The 24,303-nt window shown below is 46.6% G+C and carries 24 protein-coding genes and 3 pseudogenes; 20 read left to right on the top strand and 7 right to left on the bottom strand.

The window, feature by feature from the left end; genetic code table 11:
* The first annotated feature begins 72 nt into the window (after window positions 1-72).
* Window positions 73-1,824 (top strand): PocR ligand-binding domain-containing protein, encoded by a 1,752-nt coding sequence (locus UNITIG_RS11495; protein WP_101758509.1) that lies wholly within the window; start codon window positions 73-75, stop codon window positions 1,822-1,824.
* On the opposite strand, the gene UNITIG_RS11490 is transcribed toward UNITIG_RS11495, so the two are convergent.
* On the bottom strand, window positions 1,825-3,315 hold the full coding sequence (locus UNITIG_RS11490; RefSeq protein ID WP_101758508.1) for a YifB family Mg chelatase-like AAA ATPase: 1,491 nt from the start codon (window positions 3,313-3,315) through the stop codon (window positions 1,825-1,827).
* Between the two features lie 41 nt (window positions 3,316-3,356).
* Window positions 3,357-3,596, bottom strand: coding sequence for an accessory factor UbiK family protein (locus UNITIG_RS11485; RefSeq protein ID WP_101758507.1), 240 nt, complete (start codon window positions 3,594-3,596; stop codon window positions 3,357-3,359).
* 302 nt (window positions 3,597-3,898) lie between these two features.
* Here UNITIG_RS11485 and UNITIG_RS11475 point away from each other — a divergent pair, with 302 nt between their 5' ends.
* From UNITIG_RS11475 to glnK (UNITIG_RS11390), 18 genes and pseudogenes are all read left to right on the top strand, one after another.
* Window positions 3,899-4,792, top strand: coding sequence for an urease accessory protein UreD (locus tag UNITIG_RS11475; RefSeq protein ID WP_101758505.1), 894 nt, complete (start codon window positions 3,899-3,901; stop codon window positions 4,790-4,792).
* Window positions 4,793-4,822: 30 nt separating this feature from the next.
* Window positions 4,823-5,125, top strand: coding sequence for an urease subunit gamma (gene ureA, locus UNITIG_RS11470; protein WP_101758504.1), 303 nt, complete (start codon window positions 4,823-4,825; stop codon window positions 5,123-5,125).
* A 30-nt stretch (window positions 5,126-5,155) separates the two neighbouring features.
* Window positions 5,156-5,464 carry an urease subunit beta gene (locus UNITIG_RS11465; protein ID WP_101758503.1) on the top strand — a complete coding sequence of 103 codons (309 nt, stop codon included), beginning with the start codon at window positions 5,156-5,158 and terminating at the stop codon, window positions 5,462-5,464.
* A gap of 37 nt (window positions 5,465-5,501) precedes the next feature.
* Window positions 5,502-7,204 (top strand): annotated as a pseudogene (ureC, locus tag UNITIG_RS11460) (urease subunit alpha).
* A gap of 22 nt (window positions 7,205-7,226) precedes the next feature.
* Window positions 7,227-7,691: an urease accessory protein UreE gene (gene ureE, locus UNITIG_RS11455; RefSeq protein WP_101758502.1), complete on the top strand. Its 465-nt coding sequence runs from the start codon at window positions 7,227-7,229 to the stop codon at window positions 7,689-7,691.
* 6 nt (window positions 7,692-7,697) lie between these two features.
* A pseudogene (locus UNITIG_RS11450) lies at window positions 7,698-8,365 on the top strand (urease accessory protein UreF).
* Between the two features lie 13 nt (window positions 8,366-8,378).
* The gene (gene ureG / locus UNITIG_RS11445) at window positions 8,379-9,041 is read left to right on the top strand and encodes an urease accessory protein UreG (protein WP_235015360.1); all 663 of its coding nucleotides are present in this window, start codon (window positions 8,379-8,381) and stop codon (window positions 9,039-9,041) included.
* Between the two features lie 346 nt (window positions 9,042-9,387).
* Window positions 9,388-10,685 (top strand): annotated as a pseudogene (urtA, locus tag UNITIG_RS11440) (urea ABC transporter substrate-binding protein).
* A gap of 139 nt (window positions 10,686-10,824) precedes the next feature.
* A complete protein-coding gene (gene urtB, locus UNITIG_RS11435) occupies window positions 10,825-12,438 on the top strand; it encodes an urea ABC transporter permease subunit UrtB (RefSeq protein ID WP_101758500.1) in 1,614 nt (537 codons plus the stop codon).
* Between the two features lie 91 nt (window positions 12,439-12,529).
* Window positions 12,530-13,636 (top strand): urea ABC transporter permease subunit UrtC, encoded by a 1,107-nt coding sequence (gene urtC / locus UNITIG_RS11430; RefSeq protein WP_369809196.1) that lies wholly within the window; start codon window positions 12,530-12,532, stop codon window positions 13,634-13,636.
* Window positions 13,633-14,394: an urea ABC transporter ATP-binding protein UrtD gene (urtD, locus tag UNITIG_RS11425; RefSeq protein ID WP_101758498.1), complete on the top strand. Its 762-nt coding sequence runs from the start codon at window positions 13,633-13,635 to the stop codon at window positions 14,392-14,394. Before urtC ends, urtD begins: the two co-directional genes overlap by 4 nt.
* A 1-nt stretch (window position 14,395) precedes the next feature.
* The gene (gene urtE / locus UNITIG_RS11420) at window positions 14,396-15,091 is read left to right on the top strand and encodes an urea ABC transporter ATP-binding subunit UrtE (RefSeq protein ID WP_101758497.1); all 696 of its coding nucleotides are present in this window, start codon (window positions 14,396-14,398) and stop codon (window positions 15,089-15,091) included.
* A 150-nt stretch (window positions 15,092-15,241) separates the two neighbouring features.
* Entirely contained in the window at window positions 15,242-15,946 is a 705-nt protein-coding gene (locus tag UNITIG_RS23100; protein WP_159931145.1) for a hypothetical protein, read from the top strand.
* Window positions 15,947-16,038: 92 nt separating this feature from the next.
* Window positions 16,039-16,197, top strand: a complete 159-nt coding sequence (locus UNITIG_RS23095; RefSeq protein WP_159931144.1) for a hypothetical protein — start codon at window positions 16,039-16,041, stop codon at window positions 16,195-16,197.
* Between the two features lie 435 nt (window positions 16,198-16,632).
* Entirely contained in the window at window positions 16,633-17,280 is a 648-nt protein-coding gene (locus UNITIG_RS11405) for a TorF family putative porin (RefSeq protein ID WP_101758494.1), read from the top strand.
* A gap of 197 nt (window positions 17,281-17,477) precedes the next feature.
* The gene (gene glnK, locus UNITIG_RS11400; RefSeq protein ID WP_101758493.1) at window positions 17,478-17,816 is read left to right on the top strand and encodes a P-II family nitrogen regulator; all 339 of its coding nucleotides are present in this window, start codon (window positions 17,478-17,480) and stop codon (window positions 17,814-17,816) included.
* 43 nt (window positions 17,817-17,859) lie between these two features.
* The gene (locus UNITIG_RS11395; protein ID WP_101758492.1) at window positions 17,860-19,104 is read left to right on the top strand and encodes an ammonium transporter; all 1,245 of its coding nucleotides are present in this window, start codon (window positions 17,860-17,862) and stop codon (window positions 19,102-19,104) included.
* A 260-nt stretch (window positions 19,105-19,364) separates the two neighbouring features.
* On the top strand, window positions 19,365-19,703 hold the full coding sequence (gene glnK, locus UNITIG_RS11390; protein ID WP_101758491.1) for a P-II family nitrogen regulator: 339 nt from the start codon (window positions 19,365-19,367) through the stop codon (window positions 19,701-19,703).
* Between the two features lie 44 nt (window positions 19,704-19,747).
* On the opposite strand, the gene UNITIG_RS11385 is transcribed toward glnK (UNITIG_RS11390), so the two are convergent.
* Window positions 19,748-20,479 carry a DUF523 domain-containing protein gene (locus UNITIG_RS11385; RefSeq protein ID WP_101758490.1) on the bottom strand — a complete coding sequence of 244 codons (732 nt, stop codon included), beginning with the start codon at window positions 20,477-20,479 and terminating at the stop codon, window positions 19,748-19,750.
* Between the two features lie 228 nt (window positions 20,480-20,707).
* Between UNITIG_RS11385 and UNITIG_RS11380 the strand changes: the two genes are divergently transcribed.
* Window positions 20,708-20,980: a hypothetical protein gene (locus tag UNITIG_RS11380; RefSeq protein ID WP_235015359.1), complete on the top strand. Its 273-nt coding sequence runs from the start codon at window positions 20,708-20,710 to the stop codon at window positions 20,978-20,980.
* Here UNITIG_RS11380 and UNITIG_RS11375 read toward each other — a convergent pair.
* The 4 genes from UNITIG_RS11375 to dapF form a co-directional block, all read right to left on the bottom strand.
* Window positions 20,973-21,698, bottom strand: coding sequence for an HAD family hydrolase (locus UNITIG_RS11375; RefSeq protein ID WP_101758489.1), 726 nt, complete (start codon window positions 21,696-21,698; stop codon window positions 20,973-20,975). The two genes, UNITIG_RS11380 and UNITIG_RS11375, sit on opposite strands and share 8 nt — an antisense overlap.
* 78 nt (window positions 21,699-21,776) lie before the next feature.
* Window positions 21,777-22,694, bottom strand: coding sequence for a tyrosine recombinase XerC (gene xerC / locus UNITIG_RS11370; RefSeq protein WP_101758488.1), 918 nt, complete (start codon window positions 22,692-22,694; stop codon window positions 21,777-21,779).
* A gap of 22 nt (window positions 22,695-22,716) precedes the next feature.
* Window positions 22,717-23,412: a DUF484 family protein gene (locus UNITIG_RS11365; protein WP_101758487.1), complete on the bottom strand. Its 696-nt coding sequence runs from the start codon at window positions 23,410-23,412 to the stop codon at window positions 22,717-22,719.
* Window positions 23,413-23,459: 47 nt separating this feature from the next.
* Entirely contained in the window at window positions 23,460-24,290 is an 831-nt protein-coding gene (gene dapF / locus UNITIG_RS11360) for a diaminopimelate epimerase (protein WP_101758486.1), read from the bottom strand.
* Window positions 24,291-24,303: the final 13 nt, after the last annotated feature.

Genomic DNA, 24,303 nt, shown 5'->3' with positions numbered 1-24,303 from the left:
GAAGCGAACCCGCCTCCTTGCTCTCTGAATAATCCTCAGTAGCTGGGACGCAAAGTCAGCACTGAGGTAATCATGCAGAAACCGCAAGACCTTATTTCCACCGATGGCATGCCTTTCAGTGTTTCGGATGTACTCGACATCGCAAAGCTTACTCCTCTATTTAATAGTTATACCAATATCACTGATGTAGCCGCTGCGCTGCTGGATCTGGATGGTGAGGTATTGATTGCCGCTAATTGGAAAGATTCCTGCACCCAATTTCATCGTCAGAATGAGATCACTTCCAAGCGCTGTTTGCAAAGCGATACCGCTTTGGCCAATGATTTAAAGAGCGGCGGCAAATATAATGTTTATTATTGCAAAAATGGTCTGGTTGATGTGGCGACGCCGGTAGTGATTGATGGTTACCATATTGCCAATGTATTTATCGGCCAATTTTTTTTCGACCCCCCGGATCTTGAGTTTTATCGCCAGCAGGCAGCCAGTGTTGGTTTTGATGAAGCAAGCTATCTGGACGCGATCCGCCGCGTACCCATTTATAGCGAGGACGAGGTCCAGCGCAATATGGAGTTTATTGTGCAATTGGCAGTCATGATTGGCGAGGCTGGCGTTCAACATTTAAACATTCAGCAAGCAAATGATGAGTTACATAAAGCAAAAGAACAGGCAGAAGTTGCCAGTGAGGCGAAAACCGTATTCCTGTCGCGGATGAGCCATGAGTTACGCACACCGTTAAATGCAGTGTTGGGTTTTTCAGAATTGTTAAAGATGGATATTGCGGAAGTCGACACCGAGCAGCAACAATTACTCGATCATATTATTAACGCGGGTGATCATCTGCTGACACTGATTATCGACATCATGGATGTTGTGTGTCTCGATAATCAGAGTTTAAAAATTCCTTTGTCAGATATTTCTTTAAAGACTGCTGTCGGGGAGAGTGTGGCGATGGTGCGACCGATGGCCGAGGATCACGGTATTGACTTGCAGGTTGAGGATGTTGATCTTTGTGTATTTTCTAATAGTCGGCGATTAAAGCAAGTGCTGATAAATTTATTGAGTAATGGCATTAAATATAACTGTGAAAGTGGCCGTGTAACGATTACCGCAGAACACCTGGAAAAAGATCAAGTAAAAATTTCTGTCATCGATACCGGTGTTGGTATTTTACCCGAAGAAACGAAGAAGTTATTCCAGCCCTTCACTCGTTTACCCTATGCGGAAAAAAGTGCCATACAAGGTACCGGTATTGGTTTGTCGCTGTGTAAGTATTTAGTGGAAGAGATGCGTGGTGATATAAAAATTGAACCTATCGGTCAGGCAAAGGGCAGTTGTTTTAGCGTGACGTTGCCTATGGGGCAGCGAGAAAAAATACTACTGAAAAATGAAATCATGCCAGATCAGGGACAGGCACAAAGTATATCGAAAGTTAATGATATAGAAGGTTCAATTTTATATATTGAAGACAGTGCTGCTAACCGGAAATTACTGGAGGTAGTGGCCAGGAAATATCCGTCCCTCATTTTTGAAAGCAGTAGCAATATGGTTGAGGGCTTGCAACTGGCTGAACGCATGAATCCTTCGTTGATAATTTTGGATATCAACATGCCGACAATGAGTGGTGTAGAAGCAGTAAAACTTATGCGAAAAAATCCAGCATTTAGTAATACAAAAATAGTAGCGTTAAGTGCTGATGCCTTACCTGATCACATTGAACATGCCCTGCAAGCCGGGTTTGACGATTATTATACCAAGCCCATTGATTTCCCGAAAATTACTAACTTGTTTCGCAGTATTCAGTCACAACCATTGCTCAATGTGTAGCTATCCTCCGCGATAGCCAATCGCTTCTGCTAGATGCGCATGAGCAATTTTTTCGGCACCATCCAGATCTGCAATCGTTCGCGCAACCCGTAAAATCCGATGATACGCCCTGGGCGACAAATGCAACTTGGTGACGGCGTGTTCCAGTAAGGTCTGATCATTGTTGTTTAGCTGGCAGTGCTGGGCGATATCTTTATTGCTGAGTTGCGCATTGGTTTTTTGACTGCGTTGCTGTTGGCGCTGCCGTGCTTGTATCACACGTTGGCGAATGTCGGTCGAATTTTCTTCATTGTGTGCCGCCTGACTAAAGGTGTTAGCGGGTAAGCGATTAACGGCAACGTGAATATCAATCCTATCTAATAGTGGCCCGGATATTTTATCGCGATAGCGGCGCAGTTGATCCGGGGTACAGCGGCAGGCGCAGTGGAGGTCGCCATAGTAACCACAGGGGCAGGGGTTCATGGCGGCTATTAATAAAAAGTCAGCGGGAAAACACACTTGTTGGCTGGCTCTGGAAATCATAATTTCACCGGACTCCATCGGTTCACGTAATACCTCCAGCACACTGCGCTGGAATTCCGGCAGCTCGTCCAAAAACAATACCCCATGATGCGCCAAAGAAATTTCTCCCGGTTTTGGGTTGCTGCCACCACCGACTAAGGCGACGGCCGAGGCGGTATGGTGCGGGTTGCGAAAAGGACGTTGAAAAAAAGATTGTTTGGCATGATTAGGGCTAATCGACACAATTGTCGCCACCGCTAACATTTCCTGCTGGGTCAATGGTGGCAGGATGCTGGGTAGCCGGCTGGCTAACATGGTTTTACCGGTACCGGGCGGGCCTGAAAAAAGCAGATTATGATTGCCGGCGGCGGCAATTTCCAATGCGCGCTTGGCTTGGGCTTGTCCCTTTACTTCATTTAAATCGGGGTAGTCTTCGGCGGTGATAAAATCGGCGCTGGTGGTGGCCGGAGTTAATGTCTCGCGGCCATGGAGGTGGGCGGATAATTGCAATAGCGTATTGGCCGCATAAATCGTCGCCTGTTCACACAGTGCCGCCTCATTAATGTTGTTGGGTGGAACGACCAATGCTCTATTGGCGGCAGCACTTTTAATCGCCGCGGGAAGCGCGCCTTGTACTGCCCTTAATTCACCTGTTAGGCCCAGCTCGCCTAAAAATTCATGGCTGTGCAAGGCTTCCAACGGTATTTGCCCGGAGGCTGCAAGGATGCCCAGTGCGATCGGTAAATCAAAGCGGCCCCCTTCTTTGGGTAAATCTGCCGGCGCTAGATTAATGGTGATACGACGACTGGGAAATTCAAAATGCGAGTTGATAATGGCACTGCGTACTCGGTCTTTGCTTTCTTTAACTGCAGTTTCCGGCAGCCCTACAATGTTGAGGCAGGGCAGGCCGTTGGATAAATGGACTTCAACTGTGACCAGTGGCGCATCGACGCCAGCCTTGGCGCGGCTATAAACAATGGCGAGTGACATAAGGTTTCTTCCTTGAAACACTACATTAGTTGTGGGGTTAGCTATTTAAGTTGCTCGCTTAATTCAGCAAGCTGTTGTTCTAACTGGTCAATTTTTTCTCTGGAGCGGTGCAGTACCGCTACTTGCGCATCAAACTCTTCCTTACTGACCATATCCAGTTTGCTAAATGCACTTTGCGCCAACGCGCGCAAATTTTTTTCGATGTCTGCAGAAAAGCTATCGCCGGGGAACAGCGCCTTAGCTTGTTGCATAAAACTATCGAGTCGGTCATTCACAGTCATGGTTGCAGTAATCTCAAACTATTTGTCAGCGATTGTATTTTTTTATCGGGGTATTGGCCAGCAAATCCTTGGATAGATGTTGAAAACTGCACTTTGATGGTGCGTGCTTGGGTTTGTGCTGGTAGCAACGACGCTGCGTGCAGCGCGGTCAATTCGCCGCTGGCTGCGCTGTACGCAGTAATATCATTAGCCTCAGTGAAGCTTAATAGACGCTGGTGTAATTTTTGCTTCTATCTTGTCAGCTTAAAACTTATGCTTAGCTTCAATTTGTTGCTGCCAATAAAATATAAAGAGTCTTTATTTTGACCGTTTCATCATCTGCCTTAGCTGTTAATGCATCAGCCCCTTCGTTCTGTGCCGAGCAGGCCGATGGCTGGCAAGCGAGTTTGCAGCTGCAGTTAAAACACAAAGGCGTGCGTACGGTGTTGCAATCTTCAGTGCATCACGGCCCGTTGCGCGTGCAGCGGCCGTTTTATCCAGAGGGCGGCGTTTGTCATTTATATTTATTACATCCGCCCGGTGGCATGGTGGCTGGGGATAATTTAACCATTGGTTTGGATTGCCAGTCTGCTTCACAAACCTTGGTGACGACGCCTGCGGCGGGTAAATTGTATCGCGTGGCCGCACAGGCTTCGCCGCAATACCAGGGTGTATCTGCGAAGCTGGCAGCGGGAGCTGAGTTGGAATGGCTGCCGCAGGAAACTATTTTATTTAATGGGGCCAGGGGCGAATTGCGCAACCGTTTTGATTTGGCCGCTGATAGTCGTTTGCTGGGTTGGGATATCGTTTGTCTGGGTCGTCGCGCCAGTGGCGAATGCTTTGATAGCGGGCAGGTAAAGCAGCGTATCGAAATTTATCGCGAAGGCCGCCCGCTACTGATTGACCGCGTCAATTTTAGAGGCGGCAGTGATATGCTTAACGCCCCGTGGGGTATGGCGCAGCAACCGGTAAGCGGCACTTTGTTTGCGACCATAAATACGGGTGTGGCAATTAGCGCCGAAGCGCTTAGGGCAGTATTGCCCGCAGTCGATACTAATCAGCAGTGGGGATTGAGTGAGCGCAATGGTATTTTATTGGTGCGCTACTTGGGCAATTCTGCTGAAGTGTGCCGGCGCGGTTTTGAAAGAATATGGCAGCAGTTGCGGCCCACATTAATGATACGGCCGATGTTGCGGCCGCGCATTTGGAATACGTAATCATTCATTCAGGTAATAGGTTAAAAGATTATGGAACTGAGTCCACGTGATAAAGATAAGCTGTTAATTTTTACCGCCGCACTGTTGGCGGAGCGGCGCAAAGCCAAAGGGTTGAAGCTGAATTATCCGGAAGCAGTCGCGCTAATCAGTGCAGAAATTATGGAAGGTGCGCGTGAAGGCCGATCGGTCGCGGATATGATGAGTCATGGTCGCACTATTCTCAGTGCCGATGAGGTTATGGATGGTGTCGCTGAAATGCTGCATGAGGTACAGGTCGAAGCCACTTTTCCCGATGGTACTAAATTAGTCACGGTGCATAACCCGATTGTTTAATGGCGTTGCTGCCGCTACAAGGAGCATAAAATGATTCCAGGTGAAGTCGAAGTCAGAGCCGGCGAGATTGAACTCAATCCCGGTCGTCAAACTATCACGTTAACGGTTGCCAATAGCGGTGACCGCCCGATTCAGGTGGGTTCTCATTATCACTTTTTTGAAACGAATCCGGCCTTGCAATTTGATCGGGCTGCGGCCAGAGGGTTTCGCCTGAATATTGCTGCCGGCACTGCGGTGCGATTTGAGCCGGGTCAGGGCCGTGAGGTGGAATTGGTGGCACTAGCCGGTGAGCGCAAAGTATATGGTTTACGCGGTGAGATTATGGGCGCGTTAGATTAATTTAAATAAATGAAATAAGTATGTGCTGGAGTAACTGATGACTACCATTGATCGCCGCGCCTATGCGGATATGTATGGTCCAACCGTGGGTGACCGCGTACGCTTGGGTGATACCGAGTTGTGGATAGAGGTTGAGAAAGATTTTACCCACTACGGTGAAGAGGTAAAGTTTGGCGGCGGTAAAGTAATTCGCGATGGCATGGGCCAAAGCCAGCGCGCCAGCACCGGCACGCCAGATACGGTGATCACCAACGCCTTGATTCTTGATCACTGGGGCATTGTCAAAGCGGATGTGGCGATTAAAGCGGGCCGCATTCAAGCTATCGGTAAAGCGGGTAATCCTGATATTCAATCCGGTATCGATATTATTATTGGCCCCTGTACCGAAGTGATTGCGGGGAGGGACAAATCCTCACCGCCGGCGGTATCGATTCCCATATTCATTTTATTTGTCCGCAGCAAATCGAAGAAGCGTTAATGAGCGGTGTGACTACCATGTTAGGTGGCGGCACGGGTCCAGCAACCGGCACCAATGCGACGACGTGTACGCCAGGCCCATGGCATATTGGCAAGATGTTACAAGCTGCTGAAGCATTCCCGATGAACCTGGGTTTTCTCGGCAAGGGTAATGCCAGCTTACCAATATCGTTAGAAGAGCAGCTCGCTGCCGGGGCAATGGGATTAAAATTACATGAAGACTGGGGCACAACGCCGGCGTCTATCGATAATTGTTTAACAGTCGCTGAAAAATACGATGTGCAAGTGGCGATTCATACTGACACCTTGAATGAGTCCGGTTTTGTTGAAGATACATTGGCGGCGTTTAAAGGTCGCACCATTCATACTTATCACACGGAAGGGGCCGGTGGTGGTCATGCGCCTGATATTATCAAAGCCTGTGGTGAGTCTAACGTTTTACCTTCGTCAACAAATCCGACCCGTCCCTATACGATCAATACCGTGGATGAGCATTTGGATATGTTGATGGTGTGTCATCATCTTGATCCTAATATTCCCGAAGATGTAGCTTTTGCCGATTCCCGTATCCGTCGGGAAACAATAGCTGCTGAAGATATTTTGCATGATCTGGGCGCGTTTTCGATGATTGCTTCGGACTCACAAGCGATGGGTCGCGTTGGTGAAGTGGTTTGTCGCACCTGGCAAACCGCACATAAAATGAAAGTGCAGCGCGGTGCCTTGCAAGGCGATAGTAATTACTCGGATAATTTGCGGGCAAAAAGATACATCGCAAAATATACCATTAACCCGGCGATTGCTCATGGTATTGCCCATGAAGTAGGTTCTATTGAAGTGGGCAAACTGGCGGATTTAGTGCTGTGGAAACCGATGTTTTTTGGCATTAAGCCAGCGATGATTATTAAAGGCGGAATGATTGCTGCCGCGCCGATGGGCGATCCCAATGCGTCTATTCCAACACCACAGCCGGTCCATTACCGACCAATGTTTGGCGCTTTTGGTAAAGCGGTAGCGGCAACCTCGGTGAGTTTTGTCAGCGAAGCGGCGATTCAGGCCGGTGTCGCTCATGCACTGGGTTTGGATAAATTATTAGTCGCTTGTAAAAATACCCGCAGTGTCACCAAGGCCGATATGATCTTGAATAATTGGCAACCGCAGATGGAAGTTGATCCTGAGACTTATGAAGTGCGCGCCAATGGTGAGCTGTTAGTGTGTGAGCCAGCAACAGTATTGCCGCTGGCGCAACGCTATTCCCTATTTTGATTTTTTAATTTGAAGTTAGCCAATGAAAGAATGTTTTGAACTGAGTGAGCAGCCAGCCGGGCCAGCAGCGTTAGCGATAGAGCTGGATTATCAACAGCGGCAAAAAAGTCGGCATAAAGCGCAAACGGTTTGTGGTGAAACGCTGGGCTGGTTTTTAGAGCGCGGCCGGGTATTACAACACGACGATGTGTTGCAATGCAGTGATGGTAGCTGTGTAAAAGTCATTGCCGCTGCTGAAACTGTGTCAGAAGTGTGCAGTGATGATGCCCATTTATTAATGCGTGCGGCCTATCATTTAGGTAATCGTCATGTGCCCTTACAAATTGGCGCGGATTATATACGCTATCAACATGATCATGTGTTAGATGACATGGTGTTGGGTTTAGGGCTAACAGTTGAGAGCTGTCAGCGCCCCTTTCATCCCGAGAACGGTGCTTATCATGGCCAGACAAAAAACCATGACCATTCTCATGATCACGCCCACTAAATACTGATGAATACTTCGCTGTTACATTTAATGCACTTGGTCAGTCCGGCCTTGCCAGTAGGTGCCTACGCTTATTCGCAGGGGCAGGAATATGCCGTGGAGTTGGGGCACTTGCCAGATCAAGCAGCGGCACAGCAATGGATAGAGGGGTTATGCGTCACAGCATGGCGCATTTGGATTTGCCAGTATTGGCGCGCCTGTATTCTGCGTGGCAAGTTAAAGACCTGACGCGAGTAAATGAGTGGAATAGTTATTTATTAGCCAGCCGTGAATCAGCCGAGTTTGAATTGGAAGATGTGCAAATGGGTCGCGGCTTGATGCGTTTGTTAGCCTCACTAGGGGTTGATGAAGCCGCCGCATGGCCACGTCAGTACCCCGCCAGTTTTGCTACCGCGTTTGCGCTGGCCGGCGTTCACTGGCAGGTCGATCAAACTTCTTTGATGCACGGCCTGTGTTGGAGCTGGTTAGAGAATCAAGTCGCTGCTGCCACCAAGTTAGTGCCGCTGGGGCAGACCCAGGCGCAGCAATTATTGGTCGCCTTAATGACGAGTGTAGAGCAGTGCTGCCAGCAGGCAATGACTTTAGCTGATGATGACATTGGCGCTGGTCTGCCGGCATTGGCGATTATCTCAGCGCAACATGAAACCCAGTATTCCCGTTTATTTAGATCCTAGATTGAGGTTAATCGTGACAGCAACAATACCAACACCAACAAAAACCGCACAACAAAAACCCGCACTCCGTCTCGGTATCGGTGGCCCGGTCGGCTCCGGTAAAACGGCATTGGTCAAAGAGCTCTGCGCGCAACTTAAGGACCGTTTAAATATTGCTGTAATTACCAATGATATTTATACCCGCGAAGATGCCGAGTTTTTATTACGCCATGATGTGTTACCGGCCGATAGAATTATCGGTGTTGAGACTGGAGGTTGCCCGCATACGGCCATTCGTGAAGATGCATCGATGAATTTATCCGCGGTGGAAGAACTCAATGACCGCTTTCCCGGTTTGGAATTAGTGATGATCGAAAGCGGTGGTGATAATCTGGCGGCGACGTTTAGCCCTGAATTATCGGACCTCACCATTTATGTTATCGATGTATCTGCGGGGGATAAAATACCGCGCAAAGGCGGTCCCGGCATTACCAAATCAGATTTATTGGTGATTAATAAAATCGATTTAGCGCCCTTGGTTGGTGCTGATTTAGCGGTAATGGATCGCGATGCTAAAAAAATGCGTGGCGACAGACCCTTCGTTTTTTCCAATTTAAAAACTCAGCAGGGCTTGGCCGATATTATTGATTTCATAATCAATCAAGGTATGTTGACCCCTGACCCTGTGGCTGTCTAAGTCACATCCCCAATATGGTGCGGCTTTTTTAAAGCTGCCCTCTCTTTTTGATTATTCATTGCATGTAAGCCTGACTGGGGCAACCTGGTAGCTAGGTTTAGTGCTATTCGTTATTCAATATTCGCCAAACGTTCATAAATGAGGCGCATTTTTTTTGTCGCACTGAAGTTGTGCGCAATTTTGCGCCATTATGGACGCAGAGCTTATGCCTTAGGAATATGCTGTGGCGTAAGCCTATGAATCATAATGATTTTTTAGCTTATTACAGAAAAAAAATAAAGATTGGCATTAATTCTGCTCTAAGGCTTTGTGTCGTAAACAAGAACAATATCCTTGGAGATCAATCATGGAAATAAAAAAGCAGTGGGCGAAAACCGGTGCTAAAGCATTAGGTGTTGCCGCGCTCGCGTTAAGCGCAGCGATTACACAAGCAGCAGATACAATCAAAGTCGGTGTATTGCACTCTTTGTCAGGCACGATGGCAATCAGTGAAACGACCTTGAAAGACACCGTGTTGATGATGGTGGAAGAGCAAAATAAAAAAGGTGGATTGTTGGGCAAAAAACTGGAAGCGGTTGTTGTTGATCCCGCTTCTGATTGGCCTTTATTCGCAGAAAAAACCAAAGAGCTAATCGAGCAAAAAGATGTTGATGTAATTTTCGGTTGCTGGACCTCAGTATCACGTAAGTCAGTGTTACCGGTTATTGAAAAGCTAAATGGTTTGTTATTTTATCCCGTACAGTATGAGGGTGAAGAATCCTCTAAAAATGTTTTCTATACGGGTGCAGCGCCAAACCAGCAGGCAATCCCTGCGGTAGATTATTTAATGGAAGAAGAAGGCGTTAAGCGTTGGGTATTGGAAGGTACTGACTACGTTTACCCACAAACGACTAACAAAATCTTAAAAGCGTATTTAATCAGCAAAGGTGTAGCAGAAGCCGATATTTCCGTTAACTACACGCCGTTTGGTTTCTCTGAGTGGACTACGCGCGTTTCTGAAATCAAAAAGTTCGGTTCAGCGGGAAAAAAGACTGCGGTTGTTTCAACAGTTAATGGCGATGCTAACGTACCGTTCTACAAAGAGCTAGCTAACCAGGGTATTTCTGCGGAAGACATTCCAGTAGTTGCTTTCTCGGTAGGTGAAGAAGAGCTTTCCGGTTTTGATACAGCACCATTAGTTGGTCACTTGGCTGCATGGAATTACTTCCAGAGTGCCGAGTCTGACGCCAACGATGAATTTATTGCCAAGTGGAAAAATTCATTGGTGATGACAAGCGCGTAACGAATGATCCAATGGAAGCCACTTATATTGGTTTTAAAGCCTGGGCTAAAGCCGTTGAAAAAGCGGGTTCAGTTGAAGTGGATAAAGTACGTCCTGCGATGTATGGCATTGAAGTGAGTAACTTAACCGGTGGTATGGCCAAGGTTTTACCAAACCATCACTTTACCAAGCCAGTATTGATTGGCGAAATTCAGGCTGATGGTCAATTTGAGATTGTTTCGCAAACCAAGGAAGTTGCTGGTGATGCGTGGACTGATCATTTGGCTGAGTCAGCAAAGGTTATCTCTGATTGGCAGAACCCTGCTATCAACTGTGGTAACTACAATACTGAAACCAAAAAATGTTCTGGTCAAAATTTCTAAATTCATGTTCTAAGTGAATGTAGACCAGTCAACTATGTGGCTGCCGGGAGGGCGGTTCCATACCTCTCTCCCTGCGCTAATAATAGTGGCTTCTACTGCAAAGTAAGAAGCCATTTTTTTTAATAAATTGGGCCAGTAAATGAAACGCCTCGGATTAATTTTTCTCTGTTTACAATGTCTTTTCTTTGCTCCTGTTGCATTGACGAGTGATTTTGAAGACGCGCTAGCAGAATTGATAACAAACTCTAATAAAGAAAAAGCTAGAGCTATTGATGCCTTGGCCATTATTGATGATGAGCGTGTATTGCCTAGTTTAAAGGCGTTGTTAGACGCACGGCTGTACTATCGTGATGAAGACAAAAAGTTGGTTTATATTGACGAGATTGAAGACCGCTTAAAAATTACCTTGGTAACAAGCGGTGAAGTATTAGATATCACTAACAAGAAAACGATTACTAAAATTCGCATCAATAATAAATTGCGACGGGTATTGCGGGCTAATATCGCAAAATTAGAATTGACCGTTAAAAACGATGATTTACGTTTGCTATCGGCACAAAACCTTACCAAGACGCCAGACCCGGAGTTGCGTGAAGAAATTTATCGTGCAATCAAGTCAGAAAAAAATATAAAAGTTAAATCAGCCATGCAGCTGGCATTGGCGATGATTGATATTGATAGTAAAGATCAAACGCTAAGATTAAATGCCATGCAAACAATAGGTGGCAGCGTAGCACCAGAGGCAGTCAATGTACTGAATCGCCTCACTTTACGCGATGACAGTGGCAAATATCTTGAATCCAATCCTGAAATAGTGGCGTTGGCGGTCAAGCAGTTAAAGGACGCAAAAAGCAAGTTGCGTTTTTATAAAGTTATCGAAGATTTTATTTTTGGCTTGAGTTTAGGGTCTATTTTATTATTGGCCGCGATTGGCCTGGCAATTACCTTCGGCGTTATGGGCGTGATTAACATGGCTCATGGCGAAATGATTATGCTGGGCGCCTATACCACCTTTGCGGTTCAGCAAATATTCCCCAATTTTATTCAATACTCATTATTTATCGCGATACCTGCAGCCTTTTTAGTTTCAGGCTTGGTCGGGGTATTGATTGAACGTTTGGTTATTCGGCATTTATATGGTCGCCAGTTAGATACGCTGCTCGCCACTTTTGGTATCAGCCTGATCTTACAGCAAGCAGTGCGTATGTATAGCTCAAACAATGTAGCGGTGGTGAGCCCTGATTTTATCAGTGGTTTTTGGCAGATGAATGATGCAGTTGCCATTACCTATAACCGCATTTATGTGTTGTTTTTTAGCTTGATAGTGTTAGGTGTACTCGCATTGATGTTGAAAAAAACATTGCTAGGTTTACAAATGCGAGCGGTAACGCAGGATAGGCCTATGGCAAATTCCATGGGCATACATTCCGGTTATGTTGATGCGCTAACGTTTGGTTTGGGTTCCGGTATTGCAGGTATTGCCGGCGTAGCGCTAAGCCAGTTCACTAATGTTGGGCCGAATTTGGGTCAAGGTTATATTATCGATTCTTTTATGGTGGTGGTATTTGGCGGTGTAGGAAACCTATTAGGCACTTTCTTTGGCGCAATGAGTTTGGGTATCGCTAATAAGTTTTTAGAACCGTATACCGGTGCGGTCATAGGAAAAATTATAGTGCTGGTATTTATTATTTTATTTATTCAATGGCGACCACGAGGCTTGTTTGCGCTCAAAGGTCGATTCGTGGAGGATTGATTATGACCTTCCTAGTTTTTATTTCCATTGCCACTATTGAATATCCAGGGGAAGCATCGTGCTAAAACATTCAGTATTACTCACCTTATTAATGAATGATCGAATCGGCAGCAAACTGATTGCCTTTATTCTATTAGCTGCGATTGTGGTGGCTGGGTTGAATCAGTTTGTAGCTGAAGGCTCACTATTGTATGTGCCTACCTATGTGGTATCGCTGTTAGGAAAATATTTGTGTTACGCATTACTGGCGTTAGCGCTGGATTTGGTGTGGGGCTATTGCGGTATTTTAAGTTTAGGTCATGGCGCATTTTTTGCGCTCGGTGGCTATGCCATGGGTATGTATCTAATGCGCCAGATTGGTGATCGCGGTGTGTATGGTAATCCCGACTTACCCGATTTTATGGTGTTTTTAAATTGGACAGAGTTGCCCTGGTATTGGCAAGGCTTTGATAGTTTTGGTTATGCCATGTTAATGGTGTTGTTAGTACCGGGTTTGTTAGCGTTTATGTTTGGCTGGCTGGCGTTTCGCTCCAGAGTCACCGGTGTGTATTTGTCAATTATTACTCAAGCACTGACCTATGCGTTATTGCAAGCGTTCTTCATGAATGATTTCGGTTTCGGTGGTAATAATGGACTAACAGATTTTAAAGAAATCGCCGGTTTTAGTTTGCTTGCTGATAGCACGGCTGTTGCCTTATTTTTGATTAGTGCCTTGCTGCTGGTGATCGCTTATATTGCCTGCCGGTTTATTACCGAAAGCAAATTTGGCAGTGTCTTAATCGCCATTCGCGATGCAGAGAGCCGTACTCGCTTTATGGGTTACCGAGTTGAGCACTATAAATTATTCGTGTTTGTTTTTTCTGCCGTATTAGCAGGAATTGCGGGTGCCTTATTTGTGCCGCAGGTGGGCATTATCAATCCTGGTGAGTTTAGCCCAATAAAATCGATTGAAATTGTTATTTGGGTAGCTTTAGGTGGTCGCGGTACTTTATATGGTGCAGTGATCGGTGCCTTTATTGTGAGTTACGGAAAAACGTTTTTCACGGGTGCTTTCCCAGAGATTTGGTTATTTATGCTGGGCGGTTTATTTGTGTTGACTACTATGTATTTGCCTAATGGTGTAGTGGGTTTTATAGATCAATGGAAGTCCAAAAAATCAGCTGTTAAAACTACGCCCACACAGGAGGCGACGGTATGACATTACCTGCAAAAGAAAATCCGCAAAGTCTGTTATACCTTAATGGGGTGACTAAAACCTTTGATGGATTTAAGGCGATCAATAATTTATCGCTGGATATTGCTCCAGGAGAGTTACGTGCCATTATTGGTCCGAATGGCGCGGGTAAAAGCACCATGATGGATATTATTACCGGTAAAACCCGTCCTGATGAAGGCGAAGTTAAATATAAAGATGTAGTGGATTTGACCCGTTATGATGAAGCCGATATTGCCAATATGGGCATAGGCCGAAAATTTCAAAAACCTACCGTAGTAGAAAGTTTGTCTATTCGTGGCAATTTGGATCTGGCCTTGGCGGGTGAGAGGGGAATTTGGCAGTCGTTGTTTTTTAAACTTGGCGCGCAACAACAGCAGCGCATTGATGAAGTCATTGAATTGATTGGCTTAAAAGAAAAGTCCGAGGACTTAGCCGCCAATTTATCGCATGGCCAAAAGCAGTGGCTGGAAATTGGCATGTTGATTATTCAGGACCCGGAAGTGTTACTGGTTGATGAGCCTGCCGGTGGTATGACTGATACCGAAACAATGGAAACAGCACAGCTGTTAAAAGACATTAGTAAAAAGCATTCGGTAATTGTAGTTGAACATGATATGGATTTTGTTCGTGCACTGGATTGCCCAGTCACCGTGTTGCATGAAGGCAGTGTATTGGCGCAGGGAAGTTTGGATGTGGTTTCCGCTGATCCGCGTGTAATAGAAGTTTATTTGGGGCGCTAGTATGTTAAAAGCAGAAAATATCGATTTGCATTACGGGGCAAGTCAGGCCTTACAAAATGTTAGTCTGGCTGCCGCGAAAGGTGAGATTACCTGCGTATTGGGTCGTAATGGCGTGGGTAAATCCAGCCTGATGCAGGCCATTACCGGTCGTCATAAATCTTCCGCAGGACGAGTAGAGTGGGAAGGTGCGGATATCAGTAAGTTGAGCGCAGCGGCTCGTGCGCAGCGAGGTATCGCCTATGTACCACAGGGTAGACAAATTTTTTCTCAGCTTACGGTGATGGAAAATCTACAAACCGGCTTTGCTGCCCTGCCGCGTAAACAAAGAAAAATCGATGAAGATATTTTTGATTTATTTCCGGTGTTACGCAAAATGACCCGGCGTCGTGGTGGTGATTTATCCGGTGGCCAGCAGCAACAGTTATCCATTGCTCGCGCGCTGGTGATGAAACCACGGTTATTGATTTTGGATGAACCTACCGAAGGTATTCAGCCGTCGATTATTAAAGATATTCATAATGTCATTACTATTTTGAAACAGCAGGGTGATATGGCGATTTTGTTAGTTGAACAATATTTTGAATTCGCCAGGGACCTGGGTGACGCTTACGCAGTAATGGATAGAGGCGAAATTATTTTAGCGGGGCGCAGTGAAGATATGGTTGAAGACGAGGTTCGTGGCCATATGACGGTTTAATATTACCGGGCAAATACTTTCTCGCCTGCTGGTGCAGGCCAAAAACTCGCTCTACCCATCTAGTGGACAAGCTGTCTTCGCCAGTTGACTTGGCAGGTTGAGTCGGTAAGCTGCGCTGCAACTATATTAAATAATTTGAGTATCCTCAGAATGAAATTCACTGCGTTGCTGTTTGCCACAATAATTTCGGTACCTGTCTGGGCCGCTGACTCCCTAACTATTCCTGCGGGTGAAACCTATACCATCGGTATCGAGCAACAGCGTTTGTCACTTCGCCAATTATCTATTGGCGATGGTGCCAAAATCATCTTTGCTGATGGCGTTAGCCAGTGGCAGGTAAGAGCTGAGCAAGCGAACATTGGAAGTCAGGTATATATCGATGGTAGCGGTAAGCTTGGCGCTGCAGGTAAAAACGGTAACAACGGCGCTGCTGTTAGTGATTGTTCAAGTGGCAATGCTGGTGAGGCCGGTAGTGCGGGTAGCAAGGGGGGCAAAGGTGTGTCTATTCGCTTGCAGCTTGGGCTTGCGGCGTTGGGTGATCTGCAAATCAATAGTAGTGGTGGTGCCGGCGGTAGCGGCGGCGATGGTGGCAATGGCAGTGCTGCCAATTCACAAGAACAAGGCTGTAAAGGCGCGGCGGCGGGCGGAGATGCTGGCGCTGGTGGTGCTGGTGGCCATGGCGGTAATGCCGGTGATATCACGGTAATTTATTGGCCGGCAAAAAGCGGTTTGGATGTATCGCGGGTGATTAATCTGGTGCAGGCTCAGGCTGAGCCGGGTATCGCAGGTGCTGGTGGTGGAGCCGGTAGCCCGGGTGCTGGTAGTGAAGGTCGCTATATCAAGAAAAAACACTGACCGGGAATAGAGCCTGGAGCGGCGGTGGCGATACCGGTGCCAAAGCCAGTGCGGGTGCCAAAGGTGATGATGGGCAAGCAGGGCGTATTCTGGTGGAGCAAGCGTTGCTGGCCGCACCGACGGTGAGCGCCCCAGTAAAGACCGCCTCGCCAGCTGCGACTGCAGGCAGTCGTGAGCAGGAGATAGATATGATAAAGCAGGAGTTGCGTTCCTTATTACAGCGTCTGGATAGTTTAGAGTCAGCCCCTTAAGACAAGCTTTAAGCTCCTAAGCCCGTATTCTTATTTGCCTCTTAAGCCCTGCTTTATTAATGAGCAGGGCTTTTCTTGTTGGAATAAAAAAAAGCCGTTTACCGTCCTAAAAATTAAAATTAAGTTAGCTATTGACGAAAACAGCGCCATTTTCTCGCATAATAACCCCAATTTTGTCTATTTCCAGCCGTTGTGTCCTGTATTGGTGCGAAAAATGGTGGTCCGCACCTAAGGCGAGCGCATCAGTGCGCTAAATTGGGGTGGATTTTATGTTTTTATCTCCTATATTTCTTAAGTTACTGATTTTTATAAATTTATAAAAGTTGGTACGCCATATGCTATTTGTTATGCAGCTCTGGCTGATGGGTTTGCTAAAAGATTCAGGCCGGCTCTGATTAACCGAAAGCTTTATTAAATATTTTTGGAGACTTAGGAATGAAAACAATTAAAACACTATTAGCAACTGCGGTTGCTGCTTCTACTTTCGCTGCTCCTGCTGTAATGGCTGAAGTCGAAGTTGCTGCTTCTGTAGCGGTTGCTTCTTCTTATTTGTGGCGTGGTCAGGATTTAGGTGATGGTTCACCTGCAGTTTCTGGTGACCTGGTTGCTAGCATGGGTGGTTTGTACGGTGGTATCTGGGGTTCTTCAGGCGATGACACTGCTGGCAACGAGTATGACTTGTTTGTTGGTTACGGCGCAGAGTTTGGCGAAGTAAGTGTTGATCTGAGCGTATGGAACTATGTTTACCCTGATGGTGGCGTAAGAGACGATAATTTCGGTGATTTGTCTGAAGCTATCTTATCTGTAGGCTTTGGCCCAGTAAGCGTAACTTACTATGACAATATTGCTGGTGGTTCAGGTTATACCTACTTGACTGTTGGTGCTGAATTCGGTGCTTTCTCATTCACTGTTGGTCAAACTGACAATGAAGATTCTGACGACGATTACACTCACTTCGATATCGGTTATGCCTATAACGACAATGTGTCTTTCACGTTCAGTCAGGTAGTTGATGAAGACGATGCAGGCAATGTTGATGACGATCTGAACTTCGTTGTGTCTTACAGTCTGCCTATTCAATAAGCAGGATTGTAATTTCGGAATGCTGAAATTTTTTTCAATATTCCGATAACCATTTAGTGCTTTTTGTCTCCCCCCTGTTGCTTGCAACATTCATTAAGCACTAATCTGGCCAGCCGTGTTTCGGCACGGCTGGTTTTTTTAACTTTAAATTCGGTGCCACTTAGCTGCACTGTTAGATATTAATCAGGAGAAAACCAATGAAACTGGTTACAGCTGTAGTTAAACCGTTCAAGTTGGACGATGTGCGTGAAGCACTCTCTGAAATCGGTGTGCAAGGCATTACCGTAACAGAGGTAAAGGGTTTTGGACGTCAAAAAGGCCACACAGAGCTATACCGTGGTGCTGAGTATGTTGTCGATTTTTTACCTAAAGTAAAAATTGAAGTAGCCGTTGCAGATTCTGCGGCTGATCAAGTTATCGAAGCTATTTCCAGTGCAGCAAACACTGGCAAGATTGGCGACGGTAAAATTTTCGTCTCATCACTGGATCAAGTGATTCGTATTCGTACTGGCGAAACCGGTGAAGAGGCTATCTAAGTCTTTTTAATATTAATTCCTTAGGCTTGTGGAGGGCTTAGAAATGGAAAATGAAATTTTTCAACTGCAATACGCCTTAGACACATTTTATTTCTTAATTTGTGGTGCGTTAGTAATGTGGATGGCGGCGGGTTTCGCCATGTTAGAAGCGGGTTTGGTTCGCTCTAAAAATACCACAGAAATTTTAACCAAAAATATCGCCTTGTATGCGATTGCCAGCATTATGTATATGGTTTGCGGCTATTCGATCATGTACGGTGGTGGTGATTTTGTTATGTTCCTTGATGGCATCGTCGCTGATGGTGTTGCTGGTGCTGAAGAGCCTGCGACCTATGCACCTTCTGCGGACTTCTTCTTCCAGGTAGTGTTTGTTGCTACTGCGATGTCGATTGTTTCCGGTGCAGTTGCTGAGCGTATGAAGTTATGGGCTTTCCTGGCTTTTGCGGTAGTGATGACGGGTGTTATTTACCCAATGGAAGGTGCCTGGACTTGGGGCGGTGCTGCTGTTTTCGGTATGTACACCTTGGGCGACTTAGGTTTCTCTGATTTTGCTGGTTCCGGTATTGTTCACATGGCAGGTGCTGCAGCAGCGTTGGCTGGTGTATTACTGCTAGGTGCACGTAAAGGCAAATTCGGTGCCGATGGCCAAGCACAAGCAATCCCCGGTGCAAACTTACCTTTAGCGACTTTAGGTACTTTCATCCTGTGGATGGGTTGGTTCGGATTCAACGGTGGTTCAGTCTTGGCGACTGCTACAGTTGAGAGTGCAAACAGTGTTGCAGTCGTTTTCATGAACACTAATGCCGCTGCTGCCGGTGGCTTGGTTGCTGCCTTGATCGTAGCGCGCATCCTGTTCGGCAAGGCTGATTTGACCATGGCTTTAAACGGTGCGTTAGCTGGTCTGGTAGCCATTACCGCTGAGCCTTCAACGCCTACTGCTTTGCAAGCGACGTTGTTCGGTGGCTTAGGTGGTGTATTAGTTGTGTTCTCAATCCTGACTTTAGACAAGCTGAAAATTGATGACCCAGTTGGTGCAATCTCTGTACACGGTGTGGTGGGTTTGTTAGGTCTGATATTGGTACCTCTGACTAATGATGGCTCTAGCTTCTCTGGCCAGCTGATTGGTGCTGCGACTATCTTTGTTTGGGTATTCGTAACCAGCCTTATTGTCTGGGCTATCATCAAAGCGGTTATCGGTATCCGGGTTAGTGAAGAAGAAGAGTACGAAGGTGTGGATCTTTCCGAGTGTGGTATGGAAGCCTATCCTGAGTTCATTACTGCTAAATAATCTCGATAGCTTGAGAATAAAGGGCGCCTGATTGGCGCCCTTTTTTGTGCGCGCTGATAAGCCTCCGGGGCTGGTGTGTTAAATAGAGCGGGAAAAAAGGAGCCGTAGGGATGGAGTACTATGAGGTCTTTTTTAGCTAAATCCTTGCTTTTCGTTCAGGAGCTAGCTAATTTAGCGCCACGACATAATCAAAAGCTTATCAGCTTGGCAAAGAGATACTTTTGTCAGATAGCTGCTACAAAGCAGGGGGAGAACCGAGAATGAAATTAGTAACAGCGATTATTAAGCCTTTCAAGATGGACGATGTACGCCAGGCGTTATCAGAAGTCGGTGTAACGGGTATTACAGCCACTGAGGTGAAAGGTTTTGGTCGCCAGAAAGGCCATACTGAGTTGTACCGTGGTGCCGAATACGTGGTCGATTTTCTACCTAAAGTAAAGCTGGAAATTGCTATCAACGATGAAAAAGTGGATGAAGTAATCGAAGCCATCAGTGGCGCGGCTAATACTGGCAAGATTGGTGATGGTAAGATTTTTGTGTCAGCACTTGAGCAGGTTATCCGTATTCGTACTGGTGAAACTAACGAAGATGCGGTGTAACCGCTAGTTCAATTTGGCGCTGCCTATTCAGGCAGCGCTTTCTTTTAGTTAGTGATTGTCTCTAATTCCAACCCTGCCAACGCCTCGCTAAATAGCTGCCAATAGCTATCCGGTTGATTCCGTTCAGCATCAAGTTGCTTTCGCTGGCTGACATTAAATCGGCTTTGTAATGGGCTGTAGTGCTGGTTTAACTTTTCAGCGCCAGCGTGGTTATAGCCATTGATTAGATCCTGCATGATAAGGCAGTGCATGATGAATTGTTGGCATTGCTCTGGTGTGGCCAGTTGCTGTTCTTCTCGTAGTGGTAGCCAGGGCAAAGTGGTTTGGATGTACTTGGCTTGAATACCACTAGTAAGGCCAATCGTTTGCCCCTGTGGATCAAATAGCGGCGTAGATTCGACCCCGCAGCTAGGGGAACGCGACTTAAAAATATAACCGCTGAGTCGGTGTTCTACCGCGGCAATGCTTCGGGGTGCATACTGCTGTAATGCCGTGGTCATATCCAGAGTGCTGTCATCTCGACCAATGGCGGCAATAACGTTGGTCTGTTTTTGCAGCTGAATCGGTGGACGAGGAATGGCCATGCCCGCGCCAACTTCAGGACATACAGGGTATAAATCTACGGTCTCGGCCAGTTCAGAGAGCAGCAATAATTTTTTTGCGGTACCGTCATAACGAACGGCCTCACCATGCAAACAGGCACTGATGGCAATGAGCGGTTTATGCGACAAAGTAGCAGCAGAATAAAAATTAAAGGCTAACCAAGGCTTAGTCATCAATAGTTAAAGTAAACACTCAAGTAATAGTCAGAATCGCGAATAGCTCAATTTATTTTAGATCGAAAAAGACTAAATAAACACCCAATTTTCGATTGCCCTTATTTGGCCATAGGCTATAAATAATCTTCCTCTCAGCGTTGTTGCAGCAACCGCTTGGCAATAATGTTGAGTGGGTTTTACGGTGATGAACGCCAGCGTTCTATATGTAAATATAAGAGGTGATCTATGGCCACTCAGTATTCCAAAAAAACAAAGCAAGGTTCAGTTCGGCCTCCAGCTGATAAACACGAATCAGAGATTGATCTGGATTTTATTGGTAGTCGTGAAGAGGGAGCAGACACCCGGACCCTGGCCTCGCGTAAACGCTTGCATGAAAAAATGTCAGCAGACATAGAAGCTTTTTTATCCCGTGGTGGCAAGATTGATCAAGTGGATCGCAATGTAATGGCTGATCCACCTAAAAAGCCGATCAGCCATTATGGTCAGCGCCCTATTTGATCGCTGCAGCGTGTGCAATGGCCTGAATGGCAGCGGGTATCTCGGCCAGTGAAGTCACTTGCTGGCTGGGTTGGATGTGATTGGGTGCAGTTAAATTTTTGGGGTTAAACCAAATACTGTGGCAGCCTGCTTGCTGTGCGCCCTCAATATCGTGTTCAAGATTATCACCAATATGAATAATCTCATGCATTTCCACTTTCGCTTGTTGCGCTGCCGCATTAAATTGAGCGGGGTCAGGTTTGCTGGCATTTAACTGTTCAGCAGAAAATGAAAAATCAAAGTAAGGCGCTGCTTCTAATTGAAAAATATCCGCATTGCCGTTACTTAACGCGCCTAAGGTATAGTGTTGATGCAGTTGTTCAAGTAACGGGATGGCTTGATCAAAAAAAGTAATATCGTGGCGAGCTTTAATAAATACTGCAAAAGCTTGCTCGGAAAGATGCTGGGACTGTTCGGCATCATACCCCACCTCGCGCATAGCAGCTGCGACGGCTACCAGTCGCAGTTGAGTCATCTGGTGAGTGAGCTCAGCGTTTTGTTTATAGATGTCCCAGCGCCATTGCATAAAACTCTTGATAGTAAACTTTTCTGATACTTTAGGCGCATGTTGCTGTAGCCATTGATAGACCAGGTTTTCAGCGCGCATTAAAACGGGCTGCACTTCCCAGAGCGTATCGTCTAAATCGAAGGTGATGACTTTGATCGGGTTTTTATTCATGGCGGCAGTATATAGTAATTGTCGCTATCAATTGTAAGAAATAAAAATCTTGTGCTCAGCTTCCGGTTTAAATAAGTATTATTTTTTTTTGTTCGCTCTTGGATGGGCCTGGTCATAGACTTTGGCCAAATGCTGAAAGTCCAAATGGGTATAGACTTGGGTGGTGGAGATATTGGCGTGGCCTAGCATTTCCTGCACTGCGCGCAGGTCACTACTGGATTCCAGCACATGGCTGGCAAAGGAATGGCGCAACATATGCGGGTGGACATTTTGTCCCATACCTTGCTGCACGCTGTATTTTTTCAAACGCTGCTGAATAGCGCGTTGACCTAGACGCTCTCCCTTTTTTGAAATAAATAGGGCCTCGTCTTTTGGATTGACATTGGCACGAATTTTTAACCATTGCTGCAGCGCCTTAAGGGCAAAGCTGCCAACCGGCAGAGTGCGAGTTTTATTGCCTTTGCCCGTAACGGTTATCAACGCATCACGGATATCAACATCGTTCAAATCGAGATTCACTAATTCGGATAGGCGCAAACCGGAAGAGTAAAATAATTCCAAGATGGCGCGGTCGCGGACACTGAGCCAGTCATTGCCCTCAATTGATAATAATTGCTGCATATTATCGGTATCTAATACTTTGGGTAATTTCTTTGCTGACTTGGGTGCTTGAATGCCCAGTGCGGGATTATGTTTGCCACCGCTGCGGTTATAAAATTTATAAAAGCTGCGCAGTGCGGATAAGGCCCGCTGTAAACTGGGGCCGGTTAAACCGCCGCGATGAAGCTGCGCGACCCACTGCCTGACATCAGCACTATGAACGTGTTCGAGTTGAAGAATAGATTGCTGGCGACAATAACGAATAAATTTTTCCAGGTCGCGTTGGTAACTGCTGAGGGTGTGGCCAGAGAGCTGACGCTCGGTTGCTATATAATTAAGGAACCGTTGCAGCTGGTGTTGCCATTCATCGTTGGTCTGGGTTTCCTTCGTAGTCATCGAACGATCCCGGTGTGCTGATTTAGTAATTCAGGTGGCGAGAGAGCAAACGGTTTAGCACTTCAGCAATATAACCCAAAAATAAGGTGTCCATATTTTGATGAAAATGATTGGCGCCTCTACTGCCAATAGCGATAACCCCCAAGGGTGTACCAAAGCTAAGCGGTAGCACGGCCGCAGACCCGACATGATGGGCCTGCTCTAAAAATAAAAATTCGGCATCTTCCGGGCGTAATGCGCCACAAGTAGGGTTGTCATTTTTGAGTAGGTTGGGAATTTTGGCGTAGGCGTCATCCAGTGGCACCACCCGGGAAGCAACAGTGCGATAGTTTTCAGGTTTTCCAAATAAAGTAAGCGTAGCAAAATCCATTTTAAAATCTTTTAGCATGCTACGGGTAAAGGTATTAACCAGCGAATCCAGGCCCTGTACTTCGAGTAGCGATAGTACCAGCTGCCGGGTTCTATCAAACAGCAAATCATTGTCGCCGGCATGTTCTAACAGGCCGCCTAAGCGGTTGCGCATGTCCATATTACGTTCGCGCAATAATGAGACTTGACGTTCCAATAGTGAAACAGCTCGACCGCTGGGGTGGGCCAATTTTAATTCCAGTAACAAGTCATCGCGCTTGAGGAAGAAACCGGAATTGGCTTTCAGGTATTTCGCCACATCTTCGGCGCTGATGTCTTTATCGTTATTGTTTTTTTTAGCCGGTTCCACTTGTACCTCTCAATCTTTTACTGCGGTGACATGGGTTAATCACTCACCTAAATTATAATCTGCCCTTCAAACACAGTGCTAGCGGGCCCGGTCATCATAACGGGATGGCCTTCGCCGCGCCACTCTATCGTTAATGCACCGCCAGGTAAGTTAACGATTACGCGCTGGTCTAATAAACCGTTTAATTGCCCTGATACCACGGCGGCACAGGCGCCGCTGCCGCAGGCCAGCGTTTCACCGGCACCGCGCTCATAAACCCGCAAATTAATTTCCTTGCGGTTGAGTACCTGCATAAAACCGGCATTCACTCGCTGTGGAAATCGTGGGTGCGACTCAATGGCCGGACCGAGGGTGGCGACAGCGGCGGTTTGCACATTATCCACGACCATTACGGCGTGCGGATTACCCATTGAGACAGCGCCGATGTCGTAGTGCTGGCCGTCTACTTCGAGCGCATAACTATTATCGCGAGCAGGAGCATCAAAGGGAATGAGTGCCGGTGATAGTTCCGGCTTGCCCATATTGACCCGCACTTGCCGGTCATCGGTCATTGATAGCTCGATAATGCCGGTATTGGTTTCTACCCGAATTTTGTTTTTGCCGGTGAGTTTTTTGTCGCGCACAAATTTGGCGAAACAGCGAGCGCCGTTACCGCATTGCTCTACTTCATTGCCGTCACCGTTGAAAATACGGTAGCGAAAATCGACATCGGGTTGCGTGGGTAATTCGACCACCAATAACTGATCGCAACCGATGCCGAAATGGCGGTCGGCCAGTTGCTTGATATGGCTGGCTTGCAAGTTGAAACGCTGGGTGATCAGGTCCAGCACGATAAAATCGTTGCCTAGGCCGTGCATTTTAGTGAAGCGTAACAACATAAAATCTCTCCTG

The organism is Oceanicoccus sp. KOV_DT_Chl, assembly GCF_900120175.1.
GTDB lineage: Bacteria > Pseudomonadota > Gammaproteobacteria > Pseudomonadales > Dasaniaceae > Oceanicoccus.
This window is presented reverse-complemented; position numbering and strand designations above follow the sequence as displayed.